Annotated in this window: 21 protein-coding genes; 12 read left to right on the forward strand and 9 right to left on the reverse strand. The window is 60.6% G+C overall.

Going from position 1 to position 22,609, the window contains the following annotated elements; genetic code table 11:
- Positions 1-4: 4 nt before the first annotated feature.
- The 4 genes from ACVOLS_RS10050 to kdsA all read right to left on the reverse strand — a co-directional run bounded on the left by ACVOLS_RS10050 (position 5) and on the right by kdsA (position 4,893).
- The gene (locus ACVOLS_RS10050; RefSeq protein WP_481545502.1) at positions 5-775 is read right to left on the reverse strand and encodes an HNH endonuclease; all 771 of its coding nucleotides are present in this window, start codon (positions 773-775) and stop codon (positions 5-7) included.
- A 220-nt stretch (positions 776-995) separates the two neighbouring features.
- On the reverse strand, positions 996-1,982 hold the full coding sequence (locus tag ACVOLS_RS10055) for a DNA-processing protein DprA (protein ID WP_481545503.1): 987 nt from the start codon (positions 1,980-1,982) through the stop codon (positions 996-998).
- Positions 1,983-1,996: 14 nt separating this feature from the next.
- A complete protein-coding gene (locus tag ACVOLS_RS10060) occupies positions 1,997-3,277 on the reverse strand; it encodes an HAD hydrolase-like protein (protein ID WP_481545504.1) in 1,281 nt (426 codons plus the stop codon).
- Between the two features lie 770 nt (positions 3,278-4,047).
- Positions 4,048-4,893 (reverse strand): 3-deoxy-8-phosphooctulonate synthase, encoded by an 846-nt coding sequence (gene kdsA / locus ACVOLS_RS10065; protein ID WP_481545505.1) that lies wholly within the window; start codon positions 4,891-4,893, stop codon positions 4,048-4,050.
- 264 nt (positions 4,894-5,157) lie between these two features.
- On the opposite strand from kdsA, the gene amaB reads away from it, so the two are divergent.
- The 6 genes from amaB (at position 5,158) to ACVOLS_RS10095 (ending at position 10,911) form a co-directional block, all read left to right on the forward strand.
- On the forward strand, positions 5,158-6,690 hold the full coding sequence (amaB, locus tag ACVOLS_RS10070) for an L-piperidine-6-carboxylate dehydrogenase (protein WP_481545506.1): 1,533 nt from the start codon (positions 5,158-5,160) through the stop codon (positions 6,688-6,690).
- A gap of 126 nt (positions 6,691-6,816) precedes the next feature.
- A complete protein-coding gene (locus tag ACVOLS_RS10075; protein WP_282269011.1) occupies positions 6,817-7,113 on the forward strand; it encodes a DUF4190 domain-containing protein in 297 nt (98 codons plus the stop codon).
- Positions 7,114-7,120: 7 nt separating this feature from the next.
- Complete coding sequence (locus ACVOLS_RS10080; protein WP_481545507.1) at positions 7,121-7,891, forward strand: class I SAM-dependent methyltransferase; 771 nt, start codon at positions 7,121-7,123, stop codon at positions 7,889-7,891.
- A gap of 4 nt (positions 7,892-7,895) precedes the next feature.
- Entirely contained in the window at positions 7,896-8,951 is a 1,056-nt protein-coding gene (locus ACVOLS_RS10085; protein ID WP_481545508.1) for a quinone-dependent dihydroorotate dehydrogenase, read from the forward strand.
- Complete coding sequence (gene murB / locus ACVOLS_RS10090) at positions 8,948-9,991, forward strand: UDP-N-acetylmuramate dehydrogenase (protein ID WP_481545509.1); 1,044 nt, start codon at positions 8,948-8,950, stop codon at positions 9,989-9,991. Before ACVOLS_RS10085 ends, murB begins: the two co-directional genes overlap by 4 nt.
- A gap of 32 nt (positions 9,992-10,023) precedes the next feature.
- Positions 10,024-10,911: a DMT family transporter gene (locus tag ACVOLS_RS10095; RefSeq protein ID WP_481545532.1), complete on the forward strand. Its 888-nt coding sequence runs from the start codon at positions 10,024-10,026 to the stop codon at positions 10,909-10,911.
- Positions 10,912-10,928: 17 nt separating this feature from the next.
- Here ACVOLS_RS10095 and ACVOLS_RS10100 read toward each other — a convergent pair whose 3' ends face one another.
- The gene (locus tag ACVOLS_RS10100; RefSeq protein ID WP_481545510.1) at positions 10,929-11,648 is read right to left on the reverse strand and encodes an LrgB family protein; all 720 of its coding nucleotides are present in this window, start codon (positions 11,646-11,648) and stop codon (positions 10,929-10,931) included.
- The gene (locus tag ACVOLS_RS10105; protein ID WP_481545511.1) at positions 11,638-12,045 is read right to left on the reverse strand and encodes a CidA/LrgA family protein; all 408 of its coding nucleotides are present in this window, start codon (positions 12,043-12,045) and stop codon (positions 11,638-11,640) included. The genes ACVOLS_RS10100 and ACVOLS_RS10105 overlap by 11 nt, the downstream gene beginning before the upstream one ends.
- An 82-nt stretch (positions 12,046-12,127) precedes the next feature.
- Between ACVOLS_RS10105 and ACVOLS_RS10110 the strand changes: the two genes are divergently transcribed.
- On the forward strand, positions 12,128-13,015 hold the full coding sequence (locus tag ACVOLS_RS10110; RefSeq protein WP_481545512.1) for a LysR family transcriptional regulator: 888 nt from the start codon (positions 12,128-12,130) through the stop codon (positions 13,013-13,015).
- A 3-nt stretch (positions 13,016-13,018) separates the two neighbouring features.
- Here the strand turns inward: ACVOLS_RS10110 and ACVOLS_RS10115 are convergent, their stop codons facing one another.
- Together ACVOLS_RS10115 and ACVOLS_RS10120 are read right to left on the reverse strand one after the other, a co-directional pair.
- Complete coding sequence (locus ACVOLS_RS10115) at positions 13,019-15,079, reverse strand: putative bifunctional diguanylate cyclase/phosphodiesterase (protein WP_481545513.1); 2,061 nt, start codon at positions 15,077-15,079, stop codon at positions 13,019-13,021.
- 731 nt (positions 15,080-15,810) lie between these two features.
- On the reverse strand, positions 15,811-16,134 hold the full coding sequence (locus ACVOLS_RS10120) for a hypothetical protein (RefSeq protein WP_481545514.1): 324 nt from the start codon (positions 16,132-16,134) through the stop codon (positions 15,811-15,813).
- Positions 16,135-16,330: 196 nt separating this feature from the next.
- Here ACVOLS_RS10120 and ACVOLS_RS10125 point away from each other — a divergent pair, with 196 nt between their 5' ends.
- The 4 genes from ACVOLS_RS10125 (at position 16,331) to ACVOLS_RS10140 (ending at position 21,405) form a co-directional block, all read left to right on the forward strand.
- The gene (locus ACVOLS_RS10125; RefSeq protein WP_481545515.1) at positions 16,331-16,861 is read left to right on the forward strand and encodes a fimbrial protein; all 531 of its coding nucleotides are present in this window, start codon (positions 16,331-16,333) and stop codon (positions 16,859-16,861) included.
- A gap of 103 nt (positions 16,862-16,964) precedes the next feature.
- Positions 16,965-17,690, forward strand: coding sequence for a fimbrial biogenesis chaperone (locus tag ACVOLS_RS10130; RefSeq protein WP_481545516.1), 726 nt, complete (start codon positions 16,965-16,967; stop codon positions 17,688-17,690).
- 152 nt (positions 17,691-17,842) lie between these two features.
- On the forward strand, positions 17,843-20,335 hold the full coding sequence (locus ACVOLS_RS10135; RefSeq protein WP_481545517.1) for a fimbria/pilus outer membrane usher protein: 2,493 nt from the start codon (positions 17,843-17,845) through the stop codon (positions 20,333-20,335).
- On the forward strand, positions 20,332-21,405 hold the full coding sequence (locus ACVOLS_RS10140) for a fimbrial protein (protein WP_481545518.1): 1,074 nt from the start codon (positions 20,332-20,334) through the stop codon (positions 21,403-21,405). Before ACVOLS_RS10135 ends, ACVOLS_RS10140 begins: the two co-directional genes overlap by 4 nt.
- Before the next feature lie 188 nt (positions 21,406-21,593).
- Here ACVOLS_RS10140 and ACVOLS_RS10145 read toward each other — a convergent pair whose 3' ends face one another.
- Positions 21,594-22,037, reverse strand: coding sequence for a helix-turn-helix domain-containing protein (locus tag ACVOLS_RS10145; protein WP_481545519.1), 444 nt, complete (start codon positions 22,035-22,037; stop codon positions 21,594-21,596).
- A gap of 80 nt (positions 22,038-22,117) precedes the next feature.
- On the opposite strand from ACVOLS_RS10145, the gene ACVOLS_RS10150 reads away from it, so the two are divergent.
- A complete protein-coding gene (locus ACVOLS_RS10150; RefSeq protein ID WP_481545520.1) occupies positions 22,118-22,609 on the forward strand; it encodes a DUF2938 domain-containing protein in 492 nt (163 codons plus the stop codon).

The following is a 22,609-nucleotide window of genomic DNA, read 5'->3' on the forward strand; positions in this document are numbered from 1 at the left end:
AAATCTAGAGCAAGCGATCCCGATGCCATTTCATGAAGTGTGCCATCTGAGTCCCCATGGGCTTCCTCAGACGCAAATCGGACCGCAACCCAAGTCCTGCGTACTCGGATTTGGGTATTTTCTCGGAGATAAGAATTAGCCCTTCGTTATCGAACGAAATGAGATTTCGATCAAAAAGAGCGTCCAAGGTGGCGACTAAAAGCAAGCCATTCTGAGAATTAAGCCGTTCATCCGGCGTGCTTCCGCACTCTGACCATGGCTTGATATGGGAGGCCCGAATAGCCTCGGGAACCACGCTCCCTGTTACAGAACACCCCTGCCAGATCTTCATCAAATCACTACGGAACTGCCCCTGTCCAATTCGGGCCAAGATCTGAGCAAGGCGCTGTGTTTCATCCAACTGTCGATTGAGCACGACCTCAGCGACATCGTCACAGAGAGAGGACTCAGAGAAGACACTAATCGCAGTCCCTTTGTACACAACATCAAACCCAAGTTCGCGAAAACGGCGATGCCACTTCCCGCGCTTCGCCCCGCCAAACTCGTCCCTCGCGATCAATCGTTCTTCAGCCAAGTGATGCGCAAAACTCCCAATAGGCTTTGGTGGATACGCTTTCCCATTGATCATCACATCATAGTTCTGAGAGTCGCCAAAACCCTGCCTGAAATACAATTCATCCTTTGCAAGACCTCGGCCCTTTCTATCCCAGATCCGAGCCGCCTCCATCACGTGCTCTGACGTGACAAGATCCAACTTCCATGTTTTAACTGACATCATTCCACCCACATTGATTTAAAAGAACCAAAATAGATATCTCCGCAACGATTAACGAAATATCTAAACCCCACCCTCTTGTCGAACCGCGCATGCCATTTGCACACTTCAATATCCTAAAGGCTGCAACCTCATTTGCTGTTCAAGCGCTGCGAAAGACAGCGCCATAACACTCACTTATGCTGAACAAGCGCACCTCACAATTGATGAGACATTTCAGTTATAGCAAGCCCACCTGTGGCATGACGCCTTCATCGGAAGATGGTGAACCAACACTCAGCAACTTGGGATAGTCCTCGCGCGAGCGCAACACGATCACCCTGCGCACGTCAGCAGTCGAGCACATCAACAACTCGGCCATTTTTGCGGTATCGCCAGCAGCAATCAGTGCGTTTGCCTGAGCCTTAGGCTCCATGTTGTCAGCATCAAGTTGAGTAGGCTCCGGCACCGCCAGCCATCGACCATAGTCCAAGGCGGCACGACTGGCGTGCAGACTCCCCCCCTTCAAGTCCGATTGCACCATCACGACGCCTTGAGCAAGACCCGCTTGAATGCGGTCGCGCTTCACGAAGAATTCCGGACGCGGGTCGACTCCGAAACGGTACTCAGACACCAGTACCCCGCCTTTCTCTAGGATCTCTTGTGCCAACGACTTGTGCTTTGAAGGCGCTATTGTGTGCAGTCCATGTGCAAGAACGGCCACCGTATGCCCTCCTGCCTTCAACGCAGCCTGATGGGCGACAGCGTCCAGCCCGAGAGCCAACCCACTGACTACCGACCAACCGTTCTCCACCAAGAATTGTGTGGTGCGCTCGGCCACCATCACTCCATGTTTGGTAGGCTCGCGGGTGCCAATCACCGCCGCCGATTGCTCTGGCTTTTCAGCCAAGCACCCTTTGACGAACAAGATCACCGGATCGTCCTTCGTAGCCTTCAACAACGCCGGGTACTCAGGATCAATTACAGACAGGATACGAGCGTCGTTTTTCTCCGCCTGCTCCACCTGCATTTCCGCTTTTTCTAGCGCCTCATTCCATAACGCAGGTTGCATCACCGCAGCCAAGCGAGGCACTTGCTTTGCAACAGCCTCCATTGATGAGGTCGCGAAGTTGGCCGTGTTCAAGGCCATGCGCAAAGTTGCAGGACCTACGCCTTTCAGCATAGACAGAGCAAGCAACTTGCCTGTTTGAAGAGAAATAGTGTCCATCAATACCGACTAAATTATGATCTAGGGAGGATTTCGCTGATGTTCCTTGAAAGAGCAAGCAATTGAACGTTGCGTGCTCCGGCCTCTATCAGTCTTTTCTTGGCATACATCAAAGTCGCACCGCTAGTGCATACGTCATCGATGATAACAAAATCCTTCCCCCTCACTGAGGTGGGATCTGTCACAAAAAGGTGGTCGCGGACATTCATGAAACGGTCAACCCTTCCCAAATGATCTCCGCTTTGGGAACGAACACCCTGCCTATAAGAAAGCAAAGTCGTGCTGAACTGAACAGCATCATGCGTCAGCCCCAAGGAAGTACGCCTGCCAAAGTCGCCGTGCAACTGAGCAATAAAATGCTGCATTCGCGGCAAACGCAAAGGGCGCGGCGGAATTGCAGCAATAGTCACTGATTGATTGGGAAACCGCAAAAGCGGAAACCGTTTCCGAACAAAGGAATACACTGAATTACACCACTGCACAGGAAATACCTGCACGTCCTTGTGCAAATGAATACTTTGCGTGAGCGCATGCCAAGCGCGACGCCTATCCAATGACTCGTAGCCTGAAAAATGCCGCCCAGCCGAGTGAATTTCTTCCTTCGCTCTATCCGGCTCTCCAACCTCACTAGGATAAAAGTGATTTACAGGCGCGAAGCGTGATTGGCGCGAATCATCCAGTGAATCATTGAACTCCCACTCCAAGTGCGGAGCGTAGGCTTCAATATCCGCTAGAACGGCAATGAGTTCATCCGCTCCATTGATCATTGCATCAGGAACCAATTCAAGAGCGCCCCAATGCTTTCTGCGATCCCATCTCATATGCGGCCAAGATGCTTTGTCAAGCACGGCCCAGCATCCTGCGTGGTAGGCGGATTTAACATCAACAGCCTCGTCCCCAATCATCACAACACGCTTGGGATCGGTAATCCCGAACTGACGCATGCACTCGCGTATACCCCAGCCATTGGGCTTATGAAAGCCCGCAGGCACCGTCTCGTAGACCACCCCAGTGTCCCAATTGAAGTCTGGGTACGCGACCCCGTCCAACGTCACCGCATAAGCCTCTGGGGATCGAGTAAACACAGCGAACTTCATATCGGGCCATCTCGCCCTAAGAGCCGCTAGATGCGCAGGCGTGTAGATGTACCGATTGACAGGATCACCGATTCTTCGGAGCAGTACAGCCTTGTAAGCAGCATTATTCTGCTGCCCCACGCCCTGCATGCGAATGTCCTCGAGATCGTCAGTACGAAGCAGCGTGTTATCTAAGTCGAACAAGCACAGATCAAACATACGGCGTCCTTGGTATGTCACTCCTAATGGCAATTCAACAATACGGCTTGCAATGCCATCTTGCCAAATGCCTGTAGTGATCTAGGGCAACCAAGGGGGCAACGTATAGGGTCGGACCGACTCCTCATTGCATAGCCGAAGAATTTGAAGCGCCGACTAGGGGGTCTCCCCCGCACTCAAGTGAGTACGAAAATTCCCCCTCGCTCGTCCGATTAAAGACATGTCCCCTCACCTCCGGGAACCGCTCTTTAAGGAGAAATAAGTGAGGCTGGGACAACTGGCTGGGACAACTTGCCCCTGTTTCGGCCTGTTTTTAACTGTTTTCTTCTGTTTCTTTAACACTTGGATCGCAACACAAGGCCAAAAAAACATTCATATTCAAAGACTTATAGTTTCGAAAAATCAGCAGAAACAAAGGCTTTAAAATTAGGAGGGGACCGCTCTATCCAGCTGAGCTACGGAGTCAAAAGATGGAGGCCAAGGTTACAGGCAAGCGCCGCCCCCAGCCAGCATTTCCCGCCATGCGGAGCTGTATCCGCAAACAATTCCGACCAACCCCAGCTGGAGCGGCAAATGGGTGACCGAAGGCTTCTTCGCCGATGCCGTTTGTAGCTACGGGGTGCACTCGGCAGCATTGCGACACGTCGTTGCAGCCAACGCCCATCCTGGATATGGATTCGGCGTGCACTCGCAGCTGCCCTCGACGTCATCACCAGCAGATTTGCATGCCGGCTGCTCGATCTGGCAGCCGGCCACCTGCTTCCTGCAGATCAGGCGATATCCAGCACCGGGAACGCCTTGACCATGTCATCCAGCGCCTTGATCTGTGCCAGAAACGGCTCCAGCACATCCAGCGGCAATGCGCTGGGGCCATCACAGCGCGCGTTGTCCGGGTCCGGATGCGCCTCGAGGAACAGGCCGGCGATGCCGACTGCCATACCCGCACGTGCCAGTTCAACGACCTGGCGGCGACGACCGCCCGACGCCTCACTTCCCGCATCACGACGCTGCAGGCTGTGGGTGACGTCGAAGATCGCCGGCAGGCCGCCGGTGGCTTCGATCATCTCGCGGAAGCCGAGCATGTCCACGACCAGGTTGTCGTAGCCGAACTGGGCGCCCCGCTCGCACAGGATGATCTGCTCGTTGCCAGCTTCGCGGATCTTGCTGACGATGTGCTTGATCTGGGTCGGGCTGAGGAACTGCGGCTTCTTGATGTTGACCGCACGGCCGGTGCGGGCAATGGCCGTGACCAGATCGGTCTGCCGCGCCAGGAAGGCCGGGATCTGCAGCACATCCACCACTTCAGCAACCGGCGCAGCCTGCGCCACTTCATGCACGTCGGTGATCACCGGCACGCCGAAACGCTGCTTGACCTGATCGAAGATGCGCAGCCCTTCTTCCAGGCCGACGCCACGGAAGGAGGTGATCGAGGAGCGGTTGGCCTTGTCGAAGGAAGCCTTGAATACGTACGGGATGCCCAGCTTGCGGGTGACCTCCACGTAGCGCTCGGCGGCATAGAGGGTGGAATCCAGGTCCTCCAGCACATTCAGCCCACCAAACAGCACGAAGGGCAGCTTGTTGCCAACCACTACCCCGTCCGAAATCCTCACGTTCATCTGTCTATCCTGTTCAAGCCGGGGAAACCCCTATCAAGGGTGGCGAATATGGCCGAAAACGGCCGCCAGTGACAGGGTTTGCGGTCACAGCCGAGGCAAGGCCCGCCATCAGCACAGTCCATGGCGCCGGCACAGCCTGTCGCATTGGACAAACCAAGGGGTACGGGGCCAATCGGTTCACTCTGATACTATGTGGCACTCACTCCGTCGCCCCACCCGCAGTTTCCGACGGCGCCAAAATAACGTTAAGAAACAGGAGTTTGAATGTCTTCCGAGCTGCTCAAGGCCTTGGCGCTGGATGCCACCAACGCTGGCACCTACATGGGCAACGGGGAATGGTCCGCCGCCACCGGCGCGGGCGTCCTCAAGCCGCAGAACCCGACCACAGGCGAAGTGATTGCCGAGGTCCAGGCGACGACCGAAGCTGACTACGAAACCGTCATCGCCCGCGCGCAGGAAGCCTACAAGGTATGGCGCACCACCCCGGCACCGCGCCGCGGCGAAGCCGTGCGCCTTTGCGGTGAAGCACTGCGCAAGCACAAGGACGCACTGGGCTCGCTGGTCGCGCTGGAAATGGGCAAGTCCAAGCCGGAAGGCGACGGTGAAGTGCAGGAGATGATCGACATCGCCGACTTCGCGCTGGGCCAGAGCCGCATGCTGTACGGCTACACCATGCATTCCGAGCGCCCCGGCCACCGCATGTACGAGCAGTACCACCCGCTGGGCCTGGTCGGCATCATCTCCGCTTTCAACTTCCCGGTCGCGGTGTGGAGCTGGAACGCGTTCCTGGCTGCCATCTGTGGCGACATCTGCATCTGGAAGCCGTCCAACAAGACCCCGCTGACCGCCATTGCGACGATGAAGATCTGCAATGAGGCGCTCGAAGGTGCCGGCTTCCCGAACCTGTTCTTCCTGATCAACGATGCCGGCACCGCGCTTTCGGAAAAGATGGTCGACGACCGCCGCGTGCCGCTGATTTCCTTCACCGGTTCCACCCAGGTCGGCCGCACCGTCAACCAGAAGGTTGCCCAGCGTCTTGGCCGCTGCCTGCTGGAACTGGGCGGTAACAACGCCATCATCATGGACGAGACCGCCGACCAGAAGCTGGCCGTGCCGGGCATCGTGTTCGGCGCCGTCGGCACTGCCGGCCAGCGCTGCACCACCACCCGTCGCCTGATCGTGCATGAATCCATCTACGACAACGTGCTGGCCACGCTGATCAAGGCTTACAAGCAGGTGGAAGGCAAGATCGGCGACCCGACCGACGCGGCCAACCTGATGGGCCCGTTGAACAGCCCGGAAGCCGTGCAGCAGTTCCTCGGCTCCATCGCCAAGGCCAAGGCTGCCGGTGGCACCGTCGAGACCGGCGGCACCGCCATCGACCGCGCAGGCAATTTCGTGCTGCCGGCGATTGTCACCGGTCTGAAGAACAGCGATGAAATTGTCCAGCACGAGACCTTCGCGCCGATCCTGTACGTGATGAAGTACAAGACCCTGGACGAAGCCATCGACATGCAGAACGGCGTGCCACAGGGCCTGTCCTCGTCGATCTTCACCCAGAACCTGAAGACCGCCGAGAAGTTCCTGTCGGCTGCCGGCAGCGACTGTGGCATCGCCAACATCAACATCGGCACGTCCGGTGCTGAGATCGGTGGCGCCTTCGGTGGCGAAAAGGACACCGGCGGTGGCCGCGAGTCCGGTTCGGATGCATGGAAGGTCTATATGCGTCGCCAGACCAACACCATCAACTACTCCGACTCGCTGCCGCTGGCCCAGGGCATCAAGTTCGATCTTTGATCGTGTCTGCCCCGGCCTTGGTCGGGGCGTTGAAGTGGGAGAGCGCTTAGCTGAAAAGCTTGCCCTCACCCCACCCCCTCTCCCGCGCGCGGGAGAGGGGCTTAATTCGCTGAAACGGAGTTCCCGATGAGCATTCCTGCACCTCGCCAGACCAGCAGCTACGCCGTGATCAGCTTGGTCGCCGGGATCCTTGGCTGGACCCTGTTGCCGGCCATCGGCAGCATCTGCGCCATCATCTTCGGCCATATGGCACGTGGCGAAATCCGCCGCAGCAACGGACAACTGGAAGGCGATGGCCTGGCCGTGGCCGGGCTGGTGCTGGGCTGGCTGGCTACCGCGCTGTGGCTGATCGGCATCATCTGCTTCATCGCCATCCTTGTGTTCTTCGGTGGCTTGGCTGGCCTCGCGGCGATGCACTCCTGAGGCCGGCATGGGGCAATCCGACTCAACCCAACGTTTCAGCAGCCGGGTAGCGGACTATGTGCGCTATCGCCCTGGCTATCCGTCCACGCTGCTGGAATGGCTGCACCGCGATATCGGCCTGTCCCGCTCTGCCCTGGTCGCCGATATCGGCGCCGGCACCGGCATTTCCAGCGAGTTGTTCCTGGCTGCCGGCCATCCGCTGATCGCGGTTGAGCCCAACGCCGCAATGCGCGCCGCCGCCGAACACTGGCTGCTGCCCGGTCATCCGCAATTCCAATCCGTCGCCGGTACCGCCGAGGCCACCACCCTGGCCGACCACAGCGTTGATCTGGTCGCGGCCGCGCAGGCATTCCACTGGTTCGATACCAACGCCGTACGCCGCGAATGGATGCGTATCCTGCGTCCGGGTGGCCTGGCCCTGGTGTACTGGAACTCGCGCCTGCTCGATGCTTCGCCGTTCCTGGCCGGCTACGAGCAGCTGCTGCTGGACTACGGCACCGACTACACCGAGGTCGCCGAGCGCTACCAGGACGACCAGACCATGCGCGACTGGTTCGGCGATGGGCTGCGCGGCCTGGTCCACCTGCCGAATGTGCAGCACCTGGACTACGACGGCCTGCGTGGCCGGCTACTGTCCTCCTCGTACGCGCCGCAAGCCGGCCACGAACGTCATTCCCCGATGCTGGAGGCCCTGCAGCGCCTGTTTGATGCGCATGCGGTCGATGGCAAGGTTGCCTTTGAGTACCAAACCCGCGCCTTTGTTGGCACGCTGAACTGAGCTTATGTATTCCATTGCCCGCCCCTTCCTGTTCACCCTTGATGCCGAGCGCGCGCACGGCCTGGGTCTGTCCGCGCTGGATCTTGCCTGGCGCACCGGCACCACGCCGCTGATTGCCGGCCGCATCAAGCCGCTCCCCACCCCGGCATTCGGCCTGAGCTTCCCCAACCCGGTTGGTCTGGCCGCTGGCCTGGACAAGAACGGCGAGCACATCGAAGCCCTGTTTGCATTGGGCTTTGGTTATGTCGAGATCGGCACCATCACCCCGCGCCCGCAGGCCGGCAGCCCCAGACCGCGACTGTTCCGCTTGCCTCGGCACAACGCCATCATCAACCGCATGGGTTTCAACAACCTCGGTGTTGATGCGCTGGTAAAGAACGTGGAGGCGATCAAGCATCGTCCCGGCCCGCTCGGCATCAACATCGGCAAGAACAAGGACACGCCCAACGAGGACGCGCTGTCCGACTACCTGATCTGCATGGAAAAGGTCTATCCGCTGGCCGACTACATCACCGTCAACATCTCCTCCCCCAATACCGCCGGCCTGCGTGAACTGCAGGAAGAGCAGGCATTGCGGCGACTGGTTGGCGGCCTGCGCGAGGCGCAGGAGCAACTGGCGGCCAAGCACGGCAAGCGCGTGCCGATGCTGGTCAAGGTGGCGCCGGACCTGAGTGACCGCGATATCGATGCCGCCGCCCGCGTACTCGGCGAGCTGGGCGTGGATGGCGTGATCGCCACCAACACCACCATCGGCCGGCCCACGGTCGAAGCGGATCCACTGTCCAAGGAAATCGGCGGCCTGTCCGGCGCGCCCTTGCTCGGTCAATCCACCCTGGTGTTGCGCCGCCTGCGAGCGCGCCTGCCCGAGTCGGTGCCGTTGATCGGCGTCGGTGGCATCAGCTCTGGCGCTGATGCCGTCGCCAAGATGGCAGCTGGCGCGACCCTGGTGCAGTGCTATAGCGGGCTGATCTTCCAGGGCCCAGGCCTGATCGGCGACTGCGTGAATGCCATCCGTCGCCGTCGCGAATCCCCGTCGGGAGGCGCTGTCGCACCGCTATGACGAATGCCGCCCCAGCTTGGTCGTTGACCGAGAACGCTCCACTGCGCCACCTCAACACCTTTCATGTCGACGCCCGTGCACCGCGCATGTTGCGTATCGCCGATCCCATCGCCCTGCCTGAAGCGCTGGCCGCCATCGGTGTGGCAGACCTGCTGGTGCTTGGCAGCGGCAGCAATGTGCTGCTCGCTGCCGATCCGGAAGATGTCGTACTGGTGTTCGACAACCGCGAGATCAGCGCACTGGAACACCGCGCTGATCACACCATCGTCCGCGCAGGCGCTGGCGTGATCTGGCACGAGCTGGTGATGTGGTCCTTGAACGAAGGCCTGTCCGGACTCGAGAACCTGGCATTGATCCCCGGCACCGTCGGCGCCGCGCCAATCCAGAACATCGGCGCCTATGGCGCCCAGGTCGGTGAGTTCATCCAGATCGTCGAGGCCTGGGACCGGCAGGAACAGGCCTGGGTGCGCATGGACCAGGAAGCCTGCCGCTTCGGCTACCGCGACAGTCTGTTCAAACACGAGGCCGATCGCTACCTGATCACCGCCGTGGAGTTCCGCTTGCCGCTGCTGCACGAGCTGCAGCTGGACTATGCCGGCATCCGCGAGGAGCTGCAGATCATGGGAATTGAGTTCCCGGTCTCGGCCGACGTCGCCAATGCCGTCATCGCCATCCGCCAACGCAAGCTGCCTGACCCGGATGTACTCGGCAATGCAGGCAGCTTCTTCAAGAACCCGATCCTGCCGCTGGAACAGATCGACGTGCTGCTGCAGCACTACCCCGATCTGCCGGTGTTCCCCGGCAACGATGTCGGCAACCGCAAGGTATCGGCGGCATGGATGATCGAGCAGGCCGGCTTCAAGGGCCAGCGCGACGGTGATGCGGGTGTCTCGCCCAATCACGCCCTGGTGCTGGTCAACCATGGCAATGCCACCGGCGCCGAGCTGCTGGCGTTTGCGCGGCGCGTATCCGCTGCCGTGCTGGAGAAATTCGGCGTCCCGATTGAACCCGAGCCCAGGTTGGTCGGCGCCCGCTGGTGAATACTGCCTTGGCTGCACCCCGCTCCACCGCAATGCGCGCTGCCCTGCTGATGTTCGGCAGCGCCATGGCCTTCGGCCTGATGGCCATCGCCATCCGCCTGGCAACCGCCTACGTTCCCACCCAGGAAGTGGCGTTCTTCCGCAACAGTTTTGGCCTGCTGGCGCTGTTGCCGATGCTGCTGCGGCCGGGCCACGCGCCGTTGCGTACCCAGCAGTTGCCGCGCTACTTCCTGCGCAGCGCAATTGGCCTTGCCTCGATGCTGTGTGGCTTCTGGGCCATTGGCCACCTGCCGCTGTCGCAGGCCATTTCCCTGTCCTACTCCACGCCGTTGTTCGTCACCATCGCCGCCGTGCTGTGGCTGGGTGAGAAGGTCCGCTTCCGCCGCTGGGCGGCGGTGATTGTCGGCTTCATCGGGGTATTGGTGATCGTCCGTCCAGGCGCGCACAGCTTCGAGCTCGGCAGCCTGATCGCGGTGCTGGCTGCCGTGCTCAGCGCGCTGGTCGCGATCCAGATCAAGCAGCTCACCCGCGTCGACAGCCCGGATACCGTGGTGTTCTACACCTATGTGTTCTGGGTGCCGCTGTCGTTGATCCCGGCTTTGTTCGTCTGGGTCTGGCCGAGCGGTATCGCCTGGCTGTGGCTGGCGGCGACCGGCGTGATGGGCACATTGGGCCAGTTGCTGTGGACCCGCGCGCTCAAGCTGGGCGAAGTTTCCGCACTGACCCCGATCAGCTTCACCCAGCTGCCCTTGGTGGCAGTCATGGGCTGGCTGTTGTTCGATGAAACACTGGACCGCTGGACCGTGATCGGCGCCCTGATCATCCTCGCTGCCAACGCTTACATCGCCCACCGCGAAGCGGTATTGGCGCGTCGGCAAGACACCCTGCAGAACGCCCGGGCCGGCGACACCCCGGCCTGACTTGAGCCCAGCCGTCGTCAGCGCTGCAGCAGCATCACCAGCAAGGGCGCGACAGCCACGTTCAATACACCGGCCATCACCATCACCAGTCCGGCGATTGCGCCCTCGCTCTCGCCCAGTTCGCGCGCCTTGGCCACGCCCATGCCATGCGCGCCCATGCCAAACAGCGCACCACGTGCCATCGCGCTGCGCACCGGCAACAGCTTGAGCAGCACCTGCCCACATAGCGAGCCGCAGACGCCGGTGATGATCACAAACACTGCAGTCAGCCCGGGGATGCCGCCAATGCGCCCGGATACGTCCATCGCGAACGGTGTGGTGACCGAGCGCGGCGCCAGGCTCAAGCGCAGCTCCGGCGACAGGTGCAGGGCCGTTGCCATCGCCCACGCAGCGACGATGGCCACCCCGCTACCGACCAACACACCTGCACCCAGCACCTTCCAATGCCGCGCAATCAACGCCCGCTGCTGATGGATGGGCACCGCGAACGCAACGGTCGCCGGCCCCAGCATTGCCACCAGCCAATGCGTGCCACGCAGGTAGTCGTGGTAGTTGGCGTGCAATACCAACGCAAGTCCCAGCAGGACCAATGGCGCAGTGATCAACGGTGACGTCCAGGCCTTGCCGCTGCGCAGATACAACTGCTTGGCCAGCAGGTAGACCGCCACCGTCAGCACGGCCCAGAACAGCGGCCACAGCAATTGCCCCGGTTGTTGGATCAGCGCCTCAACCTTCATGGCGCAGGCTCCTCCGCAGCAACAGTTCGACGGTCAGCGCCGTGCTCGCCATCACCAGCAAGGTGCCGGCCACCACCACCAGCAACAGCTTCAGGCCAAGCCAACCGAACATGTGCCGGTTGTCGAGCAGGATCATTGCCGCCGGCACGAAGAACAACAGCATTTCCGCCAGCAGCCACTGCGCACCACGCGCGAACGAGCGCGGCGACAACCAGCGCATCGCGAAGGCCAGCAGCAGCACAAACAAGCCAACGATGCCAGCTGGCACCGGCACAGCCAGCCACTGCATCAACATCTCAGCCAGCAGCCAGATCACCACCAGTACGCCGACCTGCAAGCCAGCGCTACGGCGCAACCCACGTCGCAGTCCGAGTTGGCCGCGACGCAATGACGACATCAAGGTTTCCATTCCCCCTATGTACGCCGGGCTGATCTATAAATAAAATGAATTCATTGCATCCAATGGATTCCATTTAAGAATGGATATCAGACAGCTACGCATGCTGGTGGAAGTAGTCCGCCATGACGGCTTTTCAGCGGCCGCCGAAGCGGTATTCGCGACCCAACCAACCATCAGCAAGGCCATCCGCCAGCTGGAGGACGAACTGGGTGAAGTGCTGCTGCAGCGCTCCCGCAATGGGGTGCGGCTGACCCCGGCCGGGCAGATCGTCTATCGGCGCGCCTTGGCCCTGCTCGGCGAACGCGAAGACATGCTGCGGGAACTGGAAGAACTGCGCGATCTACAGCGCGGCGAACTGCACCTGGGCCTGGCCTCGCTGGGCAGCGACATCCTGTTCGCGCCGGTGTTTGCACGCTTCCGCCAGCTCTACCCGCAGATCGAGTTGCGCGTGCTCGAACGCGGCAGCGAGGCACTGGAGGAAAGCCTGCGCGCCGGCGAGATCGAGCTGGCCGCCAGCCTGCTGCCGGTCGCCGACGACCTGGACTGGCAACCGGTGCGCACCGAACCCCTGGTCGCGCTGCTGCCGCGCCAGCACCCATTGGCGGGCTCGGCCAGCCTGCAGCTGCAGGATCTGGCAGAGGTGCCTTTTGTGCTGTTCGAGAAGGGCTTCCTGCTGAACCGCCACATCATCCAGGCCTGCCAGGCGCGTGGCTTCAGCCCTCGCGAAGTCACCCGCAGCGGGCAACCGGACTTCATCGTCGCGCTGGTCGCAGCCGGCTTGGGCGTGGCCCTGCTGCCGCGCATGATTGCCAACGCACGTCCACGTGCGGATGTCGTGATCGTGCCGCTGGATGCGCCGGAACTGGACTGGAAAATGGTGCTGGCCTGGCGTCGCGGCGGCTATCTGTCCGCTGCGGCGCAGGCTTGGCTGCGGCTGGTGGAGGCGCAGCACAACCAGGCCGATTGATACTTACGCCGTCGACAACTTCGGCGCCCCCTGCAAGCGCTGCGCCACCTGCGCAGCGTCGACCGCGCGGTCGTACAGGAAGCCCTGGCCAATCCGGTAACCAGCCTCGATCAGGATCTGCCGTTGGCTGGCGTTCTCCACCCCCTCGGCGACCAGATCCAGACGCAGGCTCGGTCCAAGCTTGCCGACCGCTTCGACTATCGCGCGGATCGATGGCTCATCGACCATGCGTGCGACGAAACTGCGATCGATCTTGAGTACATCAATCGGGTAGTCGCGCAGATGTGCCAATGAAGAATGCCCGGTACCAAAATCATCCAGCGCGATGCGCATGCCGGCGTCCTTCAACAGACCCAGCGCACGGGCGACGAAAGCAGAGCCACGATCGGTCAGTACCTGCTCGGTGATCTCCAGCTCGATCAACACCGGGTCGACGGCAAAACGCTGCAGCTTCTCCAGCAGGATCTCGGCAAAATCGTCACGGAGGAACTCCACCGGCGCGGCATTGATCGCGATCGGCAGCACCTGCAGGCCCTGCGCCTGCCACGCACGGATATCCGCCAGCACCTGCAGATGCATGGCCTCGGCCAGGCGCGAAGCGAGCTCGTAATCGCGAAAGGCCTCATCAAGCTGGCAGTCTTCGCCGATGCCCTTGTCTTCTACGCAAGGCCAGCGCAGCAATGCCTCGTAGCCAACGACGCGACCATCCTGCAGGTTCACCTTCGGCTGGTAGTGCGGCACCACCCCACCGTCGCGCACCAACTGTCGCGCCATCAAGCGTTGATTTGCCGCCTGCTCGGCGATGGCCATCAACCGCCGGCTGTATAAACGCACCCCGCCGCGCCCGTTGGCCTTCAGATCGTTCAACGCGGTGTCGGCTGCTTTCAACAGCTCGGCCGGATCACAGGCATCGCGTGGGTACATGGCGCAACCAATACTCATGCCGGTATTGATCACCTGCCCGGCAAAGGTCACCGAGCTTTCGGCCAGCAAACTGATGCCTTCGGCAACCTGCAGCAACTCGGCCTCACCGGCAATATCTTCCACTACCACCGCGAACTCATCGCCACCCAGGCGCGTGACCAGGGTCGTGTCGGAAACGTGTGCGGCCACCCGCTTGGCCAGCACCCGCAGCAGATGATCGCCAGCCGAATGCCCTAACGTGTCGTTGACGTGCTTGAAGTGGTCCAGGTCAATGATCATCAACCCCAACGTGCCATGGCACTCACGCTGGCGCTGCAAGCTGAGCCGCAGCCTGCGATTGAACGAACGTCGATTTGGCAAGCCGGTCAACTCATCGATCTCGCAGGCGATCCGCAGGCGCCGCTCGGCATGCTGCTGTCGGCTGACATCACGCGAGACACACAGGATGCCGTTTACCTGCCCTTGCCCGTCAAACATCGGGGTGAGGACGTTGTCCCAGAACTGCGTAAGCGCGCCTTCGCTGCCGGTCTGGCCCGCAAAGCGCGCCGCCCGCCCACCCGCGGCCTGCGCCAACGCACGCTTTCCTTTGTTGCGAAAGGCCGCAGGCAACAGCTCGGCCCACTGCATTCCGAACCTGCGCTCGTCCTGCGGCAGCCCGAACGCCAAGCAGCCGGAGCGGTTCATATGCCGCACCGTGCCATCGCTGTTTATCACCTGGATGCAGTCCATGCTGGCATCCAGCATCCGGTCCTGCAGATCCAGACTCTGCTCCAGAGAATGACGCAGGCGACGCCTGGCACTGATATCGGTCATCGTTACCGCCTGCAACGGAACCTCCGCTGCAGGGCTCCCCAAGCGCACCTCGAACCAATGTTCGATGCCTGCCTCATCCTGCAGACGACATTCAAATGCGGGCGCATGCCCACGCAGCAGAAACTCGCGCCAGCCCGCTATCGCCAGCGCACGCTCATCGGCATGCACACGCTCAAGCCAATCACGTGAACTTCCCAGCGCCGCATCATTGCCGAAGAACTCACGCCAACGCAGATTGGCCTGCACGGGCACGCCATCGTGAACCATCGCAGCCATCTGCGGCAACGCGTCCAACACTGCCTGCAACTGCACATACAAATCCGTCAATCTCCCCCTCCCTGGAGACGGCTCAACAGCCTCGTCCCAAAGCATTGCACTTCCCCCTGATGCATTGCCTCCACGGATCACGCAGCAACATCATGCAGTACAGCGGACATCGCTGAAGTGAAAACCATGTGTAGGCCATGGCGAGGGAAAACGATTACAGCGCGGTGACACATCGCAATGGCGTCCAGCATCCGGTAGCGCTCAAATACGCAAGCGTGCTTCGGCCGACGGAGATCACACTCCAACCCAACGCTATCCGAGCAGGTACAGGACAGCTGGCAATCGCACAGGTAGCCCGTAACGCGTCACTCAACCACAACATAGCGGATGAGCCTGCTTCCTAGCCATACATGCATGCGAGGATCTGCACCCTGCAGCGCCTATTCATTTCCAGAACGGGCGACGATCCGCGACAGCCTGCTTCACGATTTCCCCCGCGCCGAACGTGAATGCCTTGCCGTACCCACGCGATCAACAACGGCATTCGAAATGCATTCCCGCAGCACTTCCGAAAGGGGGCAGCGCAAATTCCCCGCAGCATCATCACTTATCGCCGCCCACGCACTGGGGAATACCTACAGCCTGGATCAGCCGAGCAACATAATATTTTCGGCTCGGTTCGAAGCTTCAAGGCATATCAGCACCATCAATCACGAGCATTCAATGCACGGCCGGAGTACTCACTGCCACTTTCACTGGCAGCTCCAGGCCAGGCATACAGCCCCTCCCTGTCACAGCCAGACACTCCGCAAGCGCACGAGGTCCGCATTCGAGTTGCCGAGCATTTGCGCTGAACAGTGTGCATCGCGCAAATCCAATTCCATCGCGGGTTGACCAACAACTCCGCGCAGCCGCGTTTCAACCAACTGGCACTCTGGCTGAAAAAAATCCATCTCGTCGCCATCCAGCGCGATAGCGCAGGTAGGGCGTTGCGCGTTGCGCCGCTCCGGCAATAGCGAGGTGGCCACCGACGCAGGTGGTTGCTTCACCACATAAGTTGTTTCACCACCGCGCTTGCTCGCATCACCTGGAGTGAGCCCCTCCCAACCACTCATGCAGAAAAGCGCATGGGCCAACCCCCACGCCTGCATCGCCAACGTGCAAGGACTGCCAGCACCGCCTGACTGTCCTCGTCGTACGCCCATTTTGCACAACCATCGATTGCGCTGCAGGCATAACTACGGGCAAACAACACTCCGCTGCAAACGCACAAACGGTGTCGACGCCCCTCACAACAAACAGGAAAACCAAATGAACTTCATCAACACCAACGTCGCCAAGACCGCCGCATTGGCGCTGGCACTGTCCTGCCTGGTGGCATCAGCAGCCCAGGCAGCATCGGGCTCCATCACCTTCAAGGGCGAGATCGTCCAATCCACCTGCGACGTAAGCACGGCCAGCGTGGACCAGACCGTCACCATCGGCACTTTCCCGACCACCCTGTTCAAGGAGGCTGGCGATGTTTCCGCGCCAAAGAGCTTCAATATCGATATGGAAAACTGCGAAGCCGGCACCTACACGCTGCGCTTTGACGGCACCACGCCAGCCGGCCATCCGGAACTGCTTGCGGTGAGCAAGGCAACCGGCGTTGGCATTGAGATTCTGGACAACAACGACAAGGTTTTTCCGATCAACCAGGACCTGGTTGACCCGGCGCTGGTCACCGTTGCCGCCACCGGCAAGGCAACCGTCAATCTGAAGGCGCGCTACAAGTCCTTCGAGAAGGACGTCGGTGCTGGCATCGCCGACGCGAACTCGACGTTCTCGATCGAGTACCGCTGATGCTGTCCGCGGGGCTGATGACGCATTGTCGCTGGCAGCCCCGCGGCTTATCCACCTGAGCGCTCGCGCATCACCGAACCTCAAAGCAAGCCCGATGACTTTCATGCACGCCCCCAACTGCCCGCCGATGAACTGGTGCATCGCCCTGGCGATGCTGCTCTGCCTGTCCTCACCGCATGCAGCCCAGGCAGCAGTGCAAGTGCAGACCACACGCGTTATCTATGACGCAAAGTCCGCGTCTGCCGCGATGACCCTTTCCAACAAAAGCAGCCTTCCATATATGGTTCAGACCTGGCTGGACGACGGTGACGACTCCGCGATCCCAAAGGACCTGCCAATGGTGATCACACCTCCGCTGATGCAATTGGCGCCAGGCGAGCAGGCAGTGGTCCGAACGATCTACGCCGGCAGCGGGCTTCCAGACAACACGGAGTCGCTGTTGTGGATCAACGTACAGGAAATCCCCCCCACTGCGGAAGCCGACAACGTTCTGCAGGTAGCCATCCGTACCCGTATCAAGCTGTTCTATCGGCCGCTTGGCCTCGACCAGACACTTGATGAAGCCGCCCGTAGTTTGCAGTGGCGCACGAACGACCAATGCCTGGAGGTTCGCAACAACAGCCCGATGCATATCACCTTCTCGCATCTACAGGGGCAGCCAACCGCGGGCATCGGCAACGATATCGAGCTGGACATGATTGCGCCCGGCCAGACGCTCTCGGTCCCGCTGTCAAAGCTCAACCTTGGCGCCTCCCAATCGTTGCGTTTTGGCTACATCAACGACTACGGCGGCATCAGCGATATCACCGATGTGCCAATCCGGTCCTGAGCAAAACTCCGATCAACTTCGCGATTTCCTTCATGCTTCGCAGAATCCGTGTAAGCCCGCGGCGGGGAAGTGCTGCCCCTCGCTTGGCACCACTGGCGGTTGCCCTCAATGCCTTCAGCATCGGCAGCGCAGTTGCTGCAGCAAACTTCAACATGGATTTTCTACGCGCCGGCACCAGCCACGGCGATGTCGCCGCGCTGTCCAGCCCTGGCGCCATCCTGCCTGGCACCTATCCGTTCGCCATCTATCTCAATGGCAATGAGGTGGCTCGCGAAGCAATCGTGTTTACTGCGTCCCGGTCCGGCCAGACCGAACCTTGCCTTTCGCGCAGCCGCCTCAAGCAGTGGGGCATCCGCCTGGAGGATGTGGAGACTGGTGCAAGCGATGCAACTGACTGCCTTGAACTTGCCCATTCCATTCCTGACGCACGCGTCAGCTACAACGGCAACCAGCAGCGCCTCGATCTACGTGTACCCCAGGTGCACCTGCATAACCTGCCACGCGGCCACATTCCAAAGGCGCTGCGCGACCAGGGCATCAACGCACTATTGGTCGACTACGCACTCAATGGCGCGCACAACGACGACAAATATCAGCGCCGCGATGACTACTTTTTTGCGTCGATCAACAGCACGTTCAATGTAGGTATGTGGCGCTTCCGTCATACAGCCAGTGCCAACCGATCAAACAATGACAGCCGAACACACTGGACAACACAGGGCTTCCGTGCCGAGACCGATCTAGGCTCCTCGCACAGCAGGTTGACGTTTGGTGATACCTATACCGCATATGGGGTCTTTGACAGCGTACGCTTTCGCGGCGTGCAGATATCCAACGACGATGAAATGCTGCCCTACAGCCAGCGCAGCTATGCCCCCGTGGTACGCGGCATCGCCGCCAGCAACGCACGCGTGGAGATCCGTCAGGACGGGAGCCTCATCTATGCATTGAACGTGGCACCGGGCGCTTTCAAGATCGACGATATCGTACCCAATCGCCTGAGCAGCGAACTGGACGTTTCCATTGTCGAAGCCGATGGCTCGCTGCAACGCTACAAGCAGTCCTTTTCCGCGGTGGAGACCATGCTGCGACCGGGTCTGGTGCACTACGAATTCAGCGGCGGCGAACTGCGCAATGGCTACGACCACTACCAGCCGCGCTTTGTGCAGGCCACTGCAGCACGAGGCCTGGCATCAAACACCACACCTTATGCCGGCCTGCTGTTGTCCGCCAACTACAGCGCTCTGGCGGTTGGTGCCGCCCAAAGCCTGGGCAAAATTGGCTCGGCCTCCATCGATGTCATCCATGCCCGCACCCATCTGGCCCAGGGCAAGGTCAGCAACGGTCAGAGTTACCGTTTCCTGTACTCAAAGTCGCTGAATGCACATGGCACGGAGTTCCGTCTGGTCGGGCATCGCTACTCTACCTCCGGCTACTACGATTTCGGTGACGCCTCTGCGGAGCGTGCGCAATGGCGCCACGGCTACTACGAAACCAGCTACAACGACCAGGTCGAATACGCCGATCAGGCCGCGCCGTGGACACACCCGCAGCAGCATCTGATCCAAAGCCAGCGCTACCACAACAAACGCAACCGTCTGGAAATCGCGCTGAACCAGCACATATCCGACGACTACTCGCTCAATGCCAGCTACAACAACCAGAACTATTGGGGTGCCAATGAACGGGAGCGCGAACTGCAACTGGGATTGAACGGCCGTGTTGGCGCCGTGAGCTTTGGCACGTACTTCAGGCATAGCCAAGGGCGCTACAACCGTGCCGACCGTTCATTCGGGCTGACGCTTTCGCTGCCACTGGACCGCCTGGGACTGCGCCGCAGCAGCAGTTCTGCTTCCTACAGCCACTCACGCAATAGCGGCGCAAGCTACCAGTCCGGTATGAATGGCTCGCTGCTGGATGGCGACCGCTTGGGATACGGGCTGAATATCGGTAGATCCGATACCGGCAAGACCGGTTCGGCAAACCTGCGTTACATGGGCAGCAAGGGTGTCGCCACGATCGGCGGCACCCTTGCAGACCGCTACTCCCAGATCAACTGGGGGCTACGCGGCGGTTGGGTTCTGCACCGCAATGGCCTGACCTTCGCGCAGTCGCTGCACCGTACCAATGTGCTGGTGCATGCACAGGACGGCGCAGGGCTTGGCCTGGAGAACCAGTCCGGCGTCCGCCTGGACCGGCGCGGCTATGGCCTGGTCAGTGGTGTCAGCGCCTATCGCACCAATCGGGTGGCCCTGCGCACCGATGACCTTGGCGCTGACATCGATGCCAGCAGGACTTCCAGAAACGTCGTCCCAACCCGCGGCGCACTGACGCGTGTGGACTTTGAGACCCGTCGTGGTATCAGCCTGATGATCCACCCCATCCTGGTCGAGGACATCCGGGTACCCCTCGGCGCCACCGTATTCGACAGCGATGGTCTGAGCCGCGGTATCGCCGGCCCCAATGGCGAGATCTTCGTCAGCGGAGTGCACCTTGGCGACCGGCTCTCCGTCCGCTGGGGCGCGAAACCTGATCAGCGCTGCGAAATGCGCCTGGGGCAGGTCCAGGCAAGTCCCTCCAACATGACGCTGCCTGGTTACCGGCGCATCGCATTGCGCTGCGTTCCGCCAGGCCAAACACAATGAAACTGACGATGAAGAAAGCATTACTCAAGGGATTTTCAGTATTGGTGCTTTTGCTGGTGCTGCCAAACGCAGCGTGGGCGCTGTCATGCAAGGAAGCCATGACACAGTCGATCAACCAGGTCATCCCACTACGCGACGAGATCGTGATTTCCAAGGGAGACGCGGTGCGTGGCCGGCTGTTGTGGCGGTCGGAGGACTACACCGTGAGCTTCCGCTGCGTGGACGCGCAAGGCGCACCGCAAGGGGAAGACGCATTCTTCTACTGGCACCCGGACAGAACCGTTGCGCAGATCCATCCGTCGATCGAGGTTGGCGTGACCATCAAGCACGTCGACCACAACATCAACGGGGGCGACATCAGAATGCTGGCAGGCAGAGGAACCGTGCCGCCAGCAAACCGACCGAACTGCAAGATGTACTGGAACAACGCCAGGGCAAAGCGATGTGCAACCTCGATGGTGCTGTACGTCACCTTCTCCATCTACATCAAGGCGACAGGCAGCCCGCCCCCCCAGAATGGACAAATCAACAACTGGGGGGTCTACGATCTATTCCAGGTGGATGGCGAAGGTGGCCTGAACACCATACCCAACTCGAACTTCCGCGCAGGTGTTTCTGGACTTGGGCAGATCCACTTCATCGCCTGCAATCCGAACATCACGATCATCGGGAATTCGGGAAGTACGGTGAATTTTGGCCGCATCCCGGTTGCGGACATCAACAAAGGCAACATCCAGTCCCAGATCCCCTTCCAGATACAGGTCGACATGACCCATCCCGGCGCAGGCAATGAATGCAGCAATCGGATGCTGGTCGCCTCGATCAGCACACTCAACATCGTCAAGGATGGCAGCTTCATCATGCCAAAACTCAACGGCGGCTTCGGCATTGCACTATCCCACGCAGATACGCCAGGCAACTTCATCCAGTTGAAGAAAGCCATCCCGCTGGGACCGGTAAACAACACGCTGATGAACTACGACTTCCTCGCTTCGTTGATATGGACCGACGACACCGCAAAACTGGGCCCGTTCTCTGCCACCGCCACGGTCAATGTAACGTTCCGCTGAAGCCAGGCGGGAGGCCCCGAGGACCGCAACCCAGATGGAGCAACGGGAGCTGCTGGCCTCGATCTCAAGCAGCCGTTGCGCTCGGTGAGGCTGAAGAACACCACCGCCAACCAGGCAACGAAGTGGCGCGCATTGCCGGAAGTATCGCCGTCTTCAGGGCAACACGCACTGAGCAAGCGCGGAGCCAATCAACTGACGGCCCGCGCACTGCGTCTTGTCAGCTTCAGCTTGGCGGCGTCCTGCTTCAGCCGTCCAGCGGCGGCGACCTTGAGCAAGCGCCGGAAAGTCGGGCATTCGGCGTGATTCACCGCAGGGCATGCTGCCGCATGACGCAGACCTTGGCCCATCGCGCGCAAGCGCTTTGCGGTTGCATCGATCTCGTCGGCCTTGGCCAGCAGCAGCGCCCTATCAACCTGCGGAGCCCCCTGCGGCGACAGCATCACCTGGATCTCATCCAGCGACAGCCCGCCGGCCTGACCCAAGGCAATCAGAGCCAATTGGTCGAGTACGTCAGCCGCAAAGTGGCGTCGCCCGCCTGCGGCGCGGCTTGCCACGATCAGGCCTTTGTTTTCGTAAAACCGCAGCGTGGAGGACGGCAGTCCTGTTCGCCGGGCGACTTCGGCGATATCCATCGCAGAGACCCTTGACTTGAAGTTGACTTCAACTTTTAGCATGTCCGGGGAAACAGATGGGTCACAGCAAAGGAACCGACATGACGTGGATGGATGTGCTGCGGATGGTACTGGTTGGAATCGGGGCGACCATCGTGATGGATGCCTGGACCCAGACCCTCAAACGGCTTGGCGTGGCCACACTCGACTACGCACTGCTCGGGCGCTGGGCTGGACACCTGGCCGGAGGCACGGTCGCCCATGCCAGCATCAGACACGCTGCCGTCATACCCGGCGAGCGATTGCTTGGCTGGGGCATTCACTATGCCATTGGCATCGCTTTCGCAGCCTTGCTGCTGGCGATTGAAGGCCCGTCCTGGTTGCATCGCCCCACCCTGCTACCCGCCTTGGCCGTAGGCGTAGCGACCGTAGCGGCACCGCTATTGGTGATGCAGCCCGCGATGGGCGCGGGGTTCATGGCATCGAAGACGCCAACGCCATTGAAGAACTGCCTGCGCAGCGTGGCCACGCATACGGTGTTCGGGCTGGGGCTCTATCTTTCCGCTACGCTGATTGTGTTCTCTGAGGCTTGA

The sequence above is a fragment of the Stenotrophomonas sp. STEN038 genome, assembly GCF_056759895.1.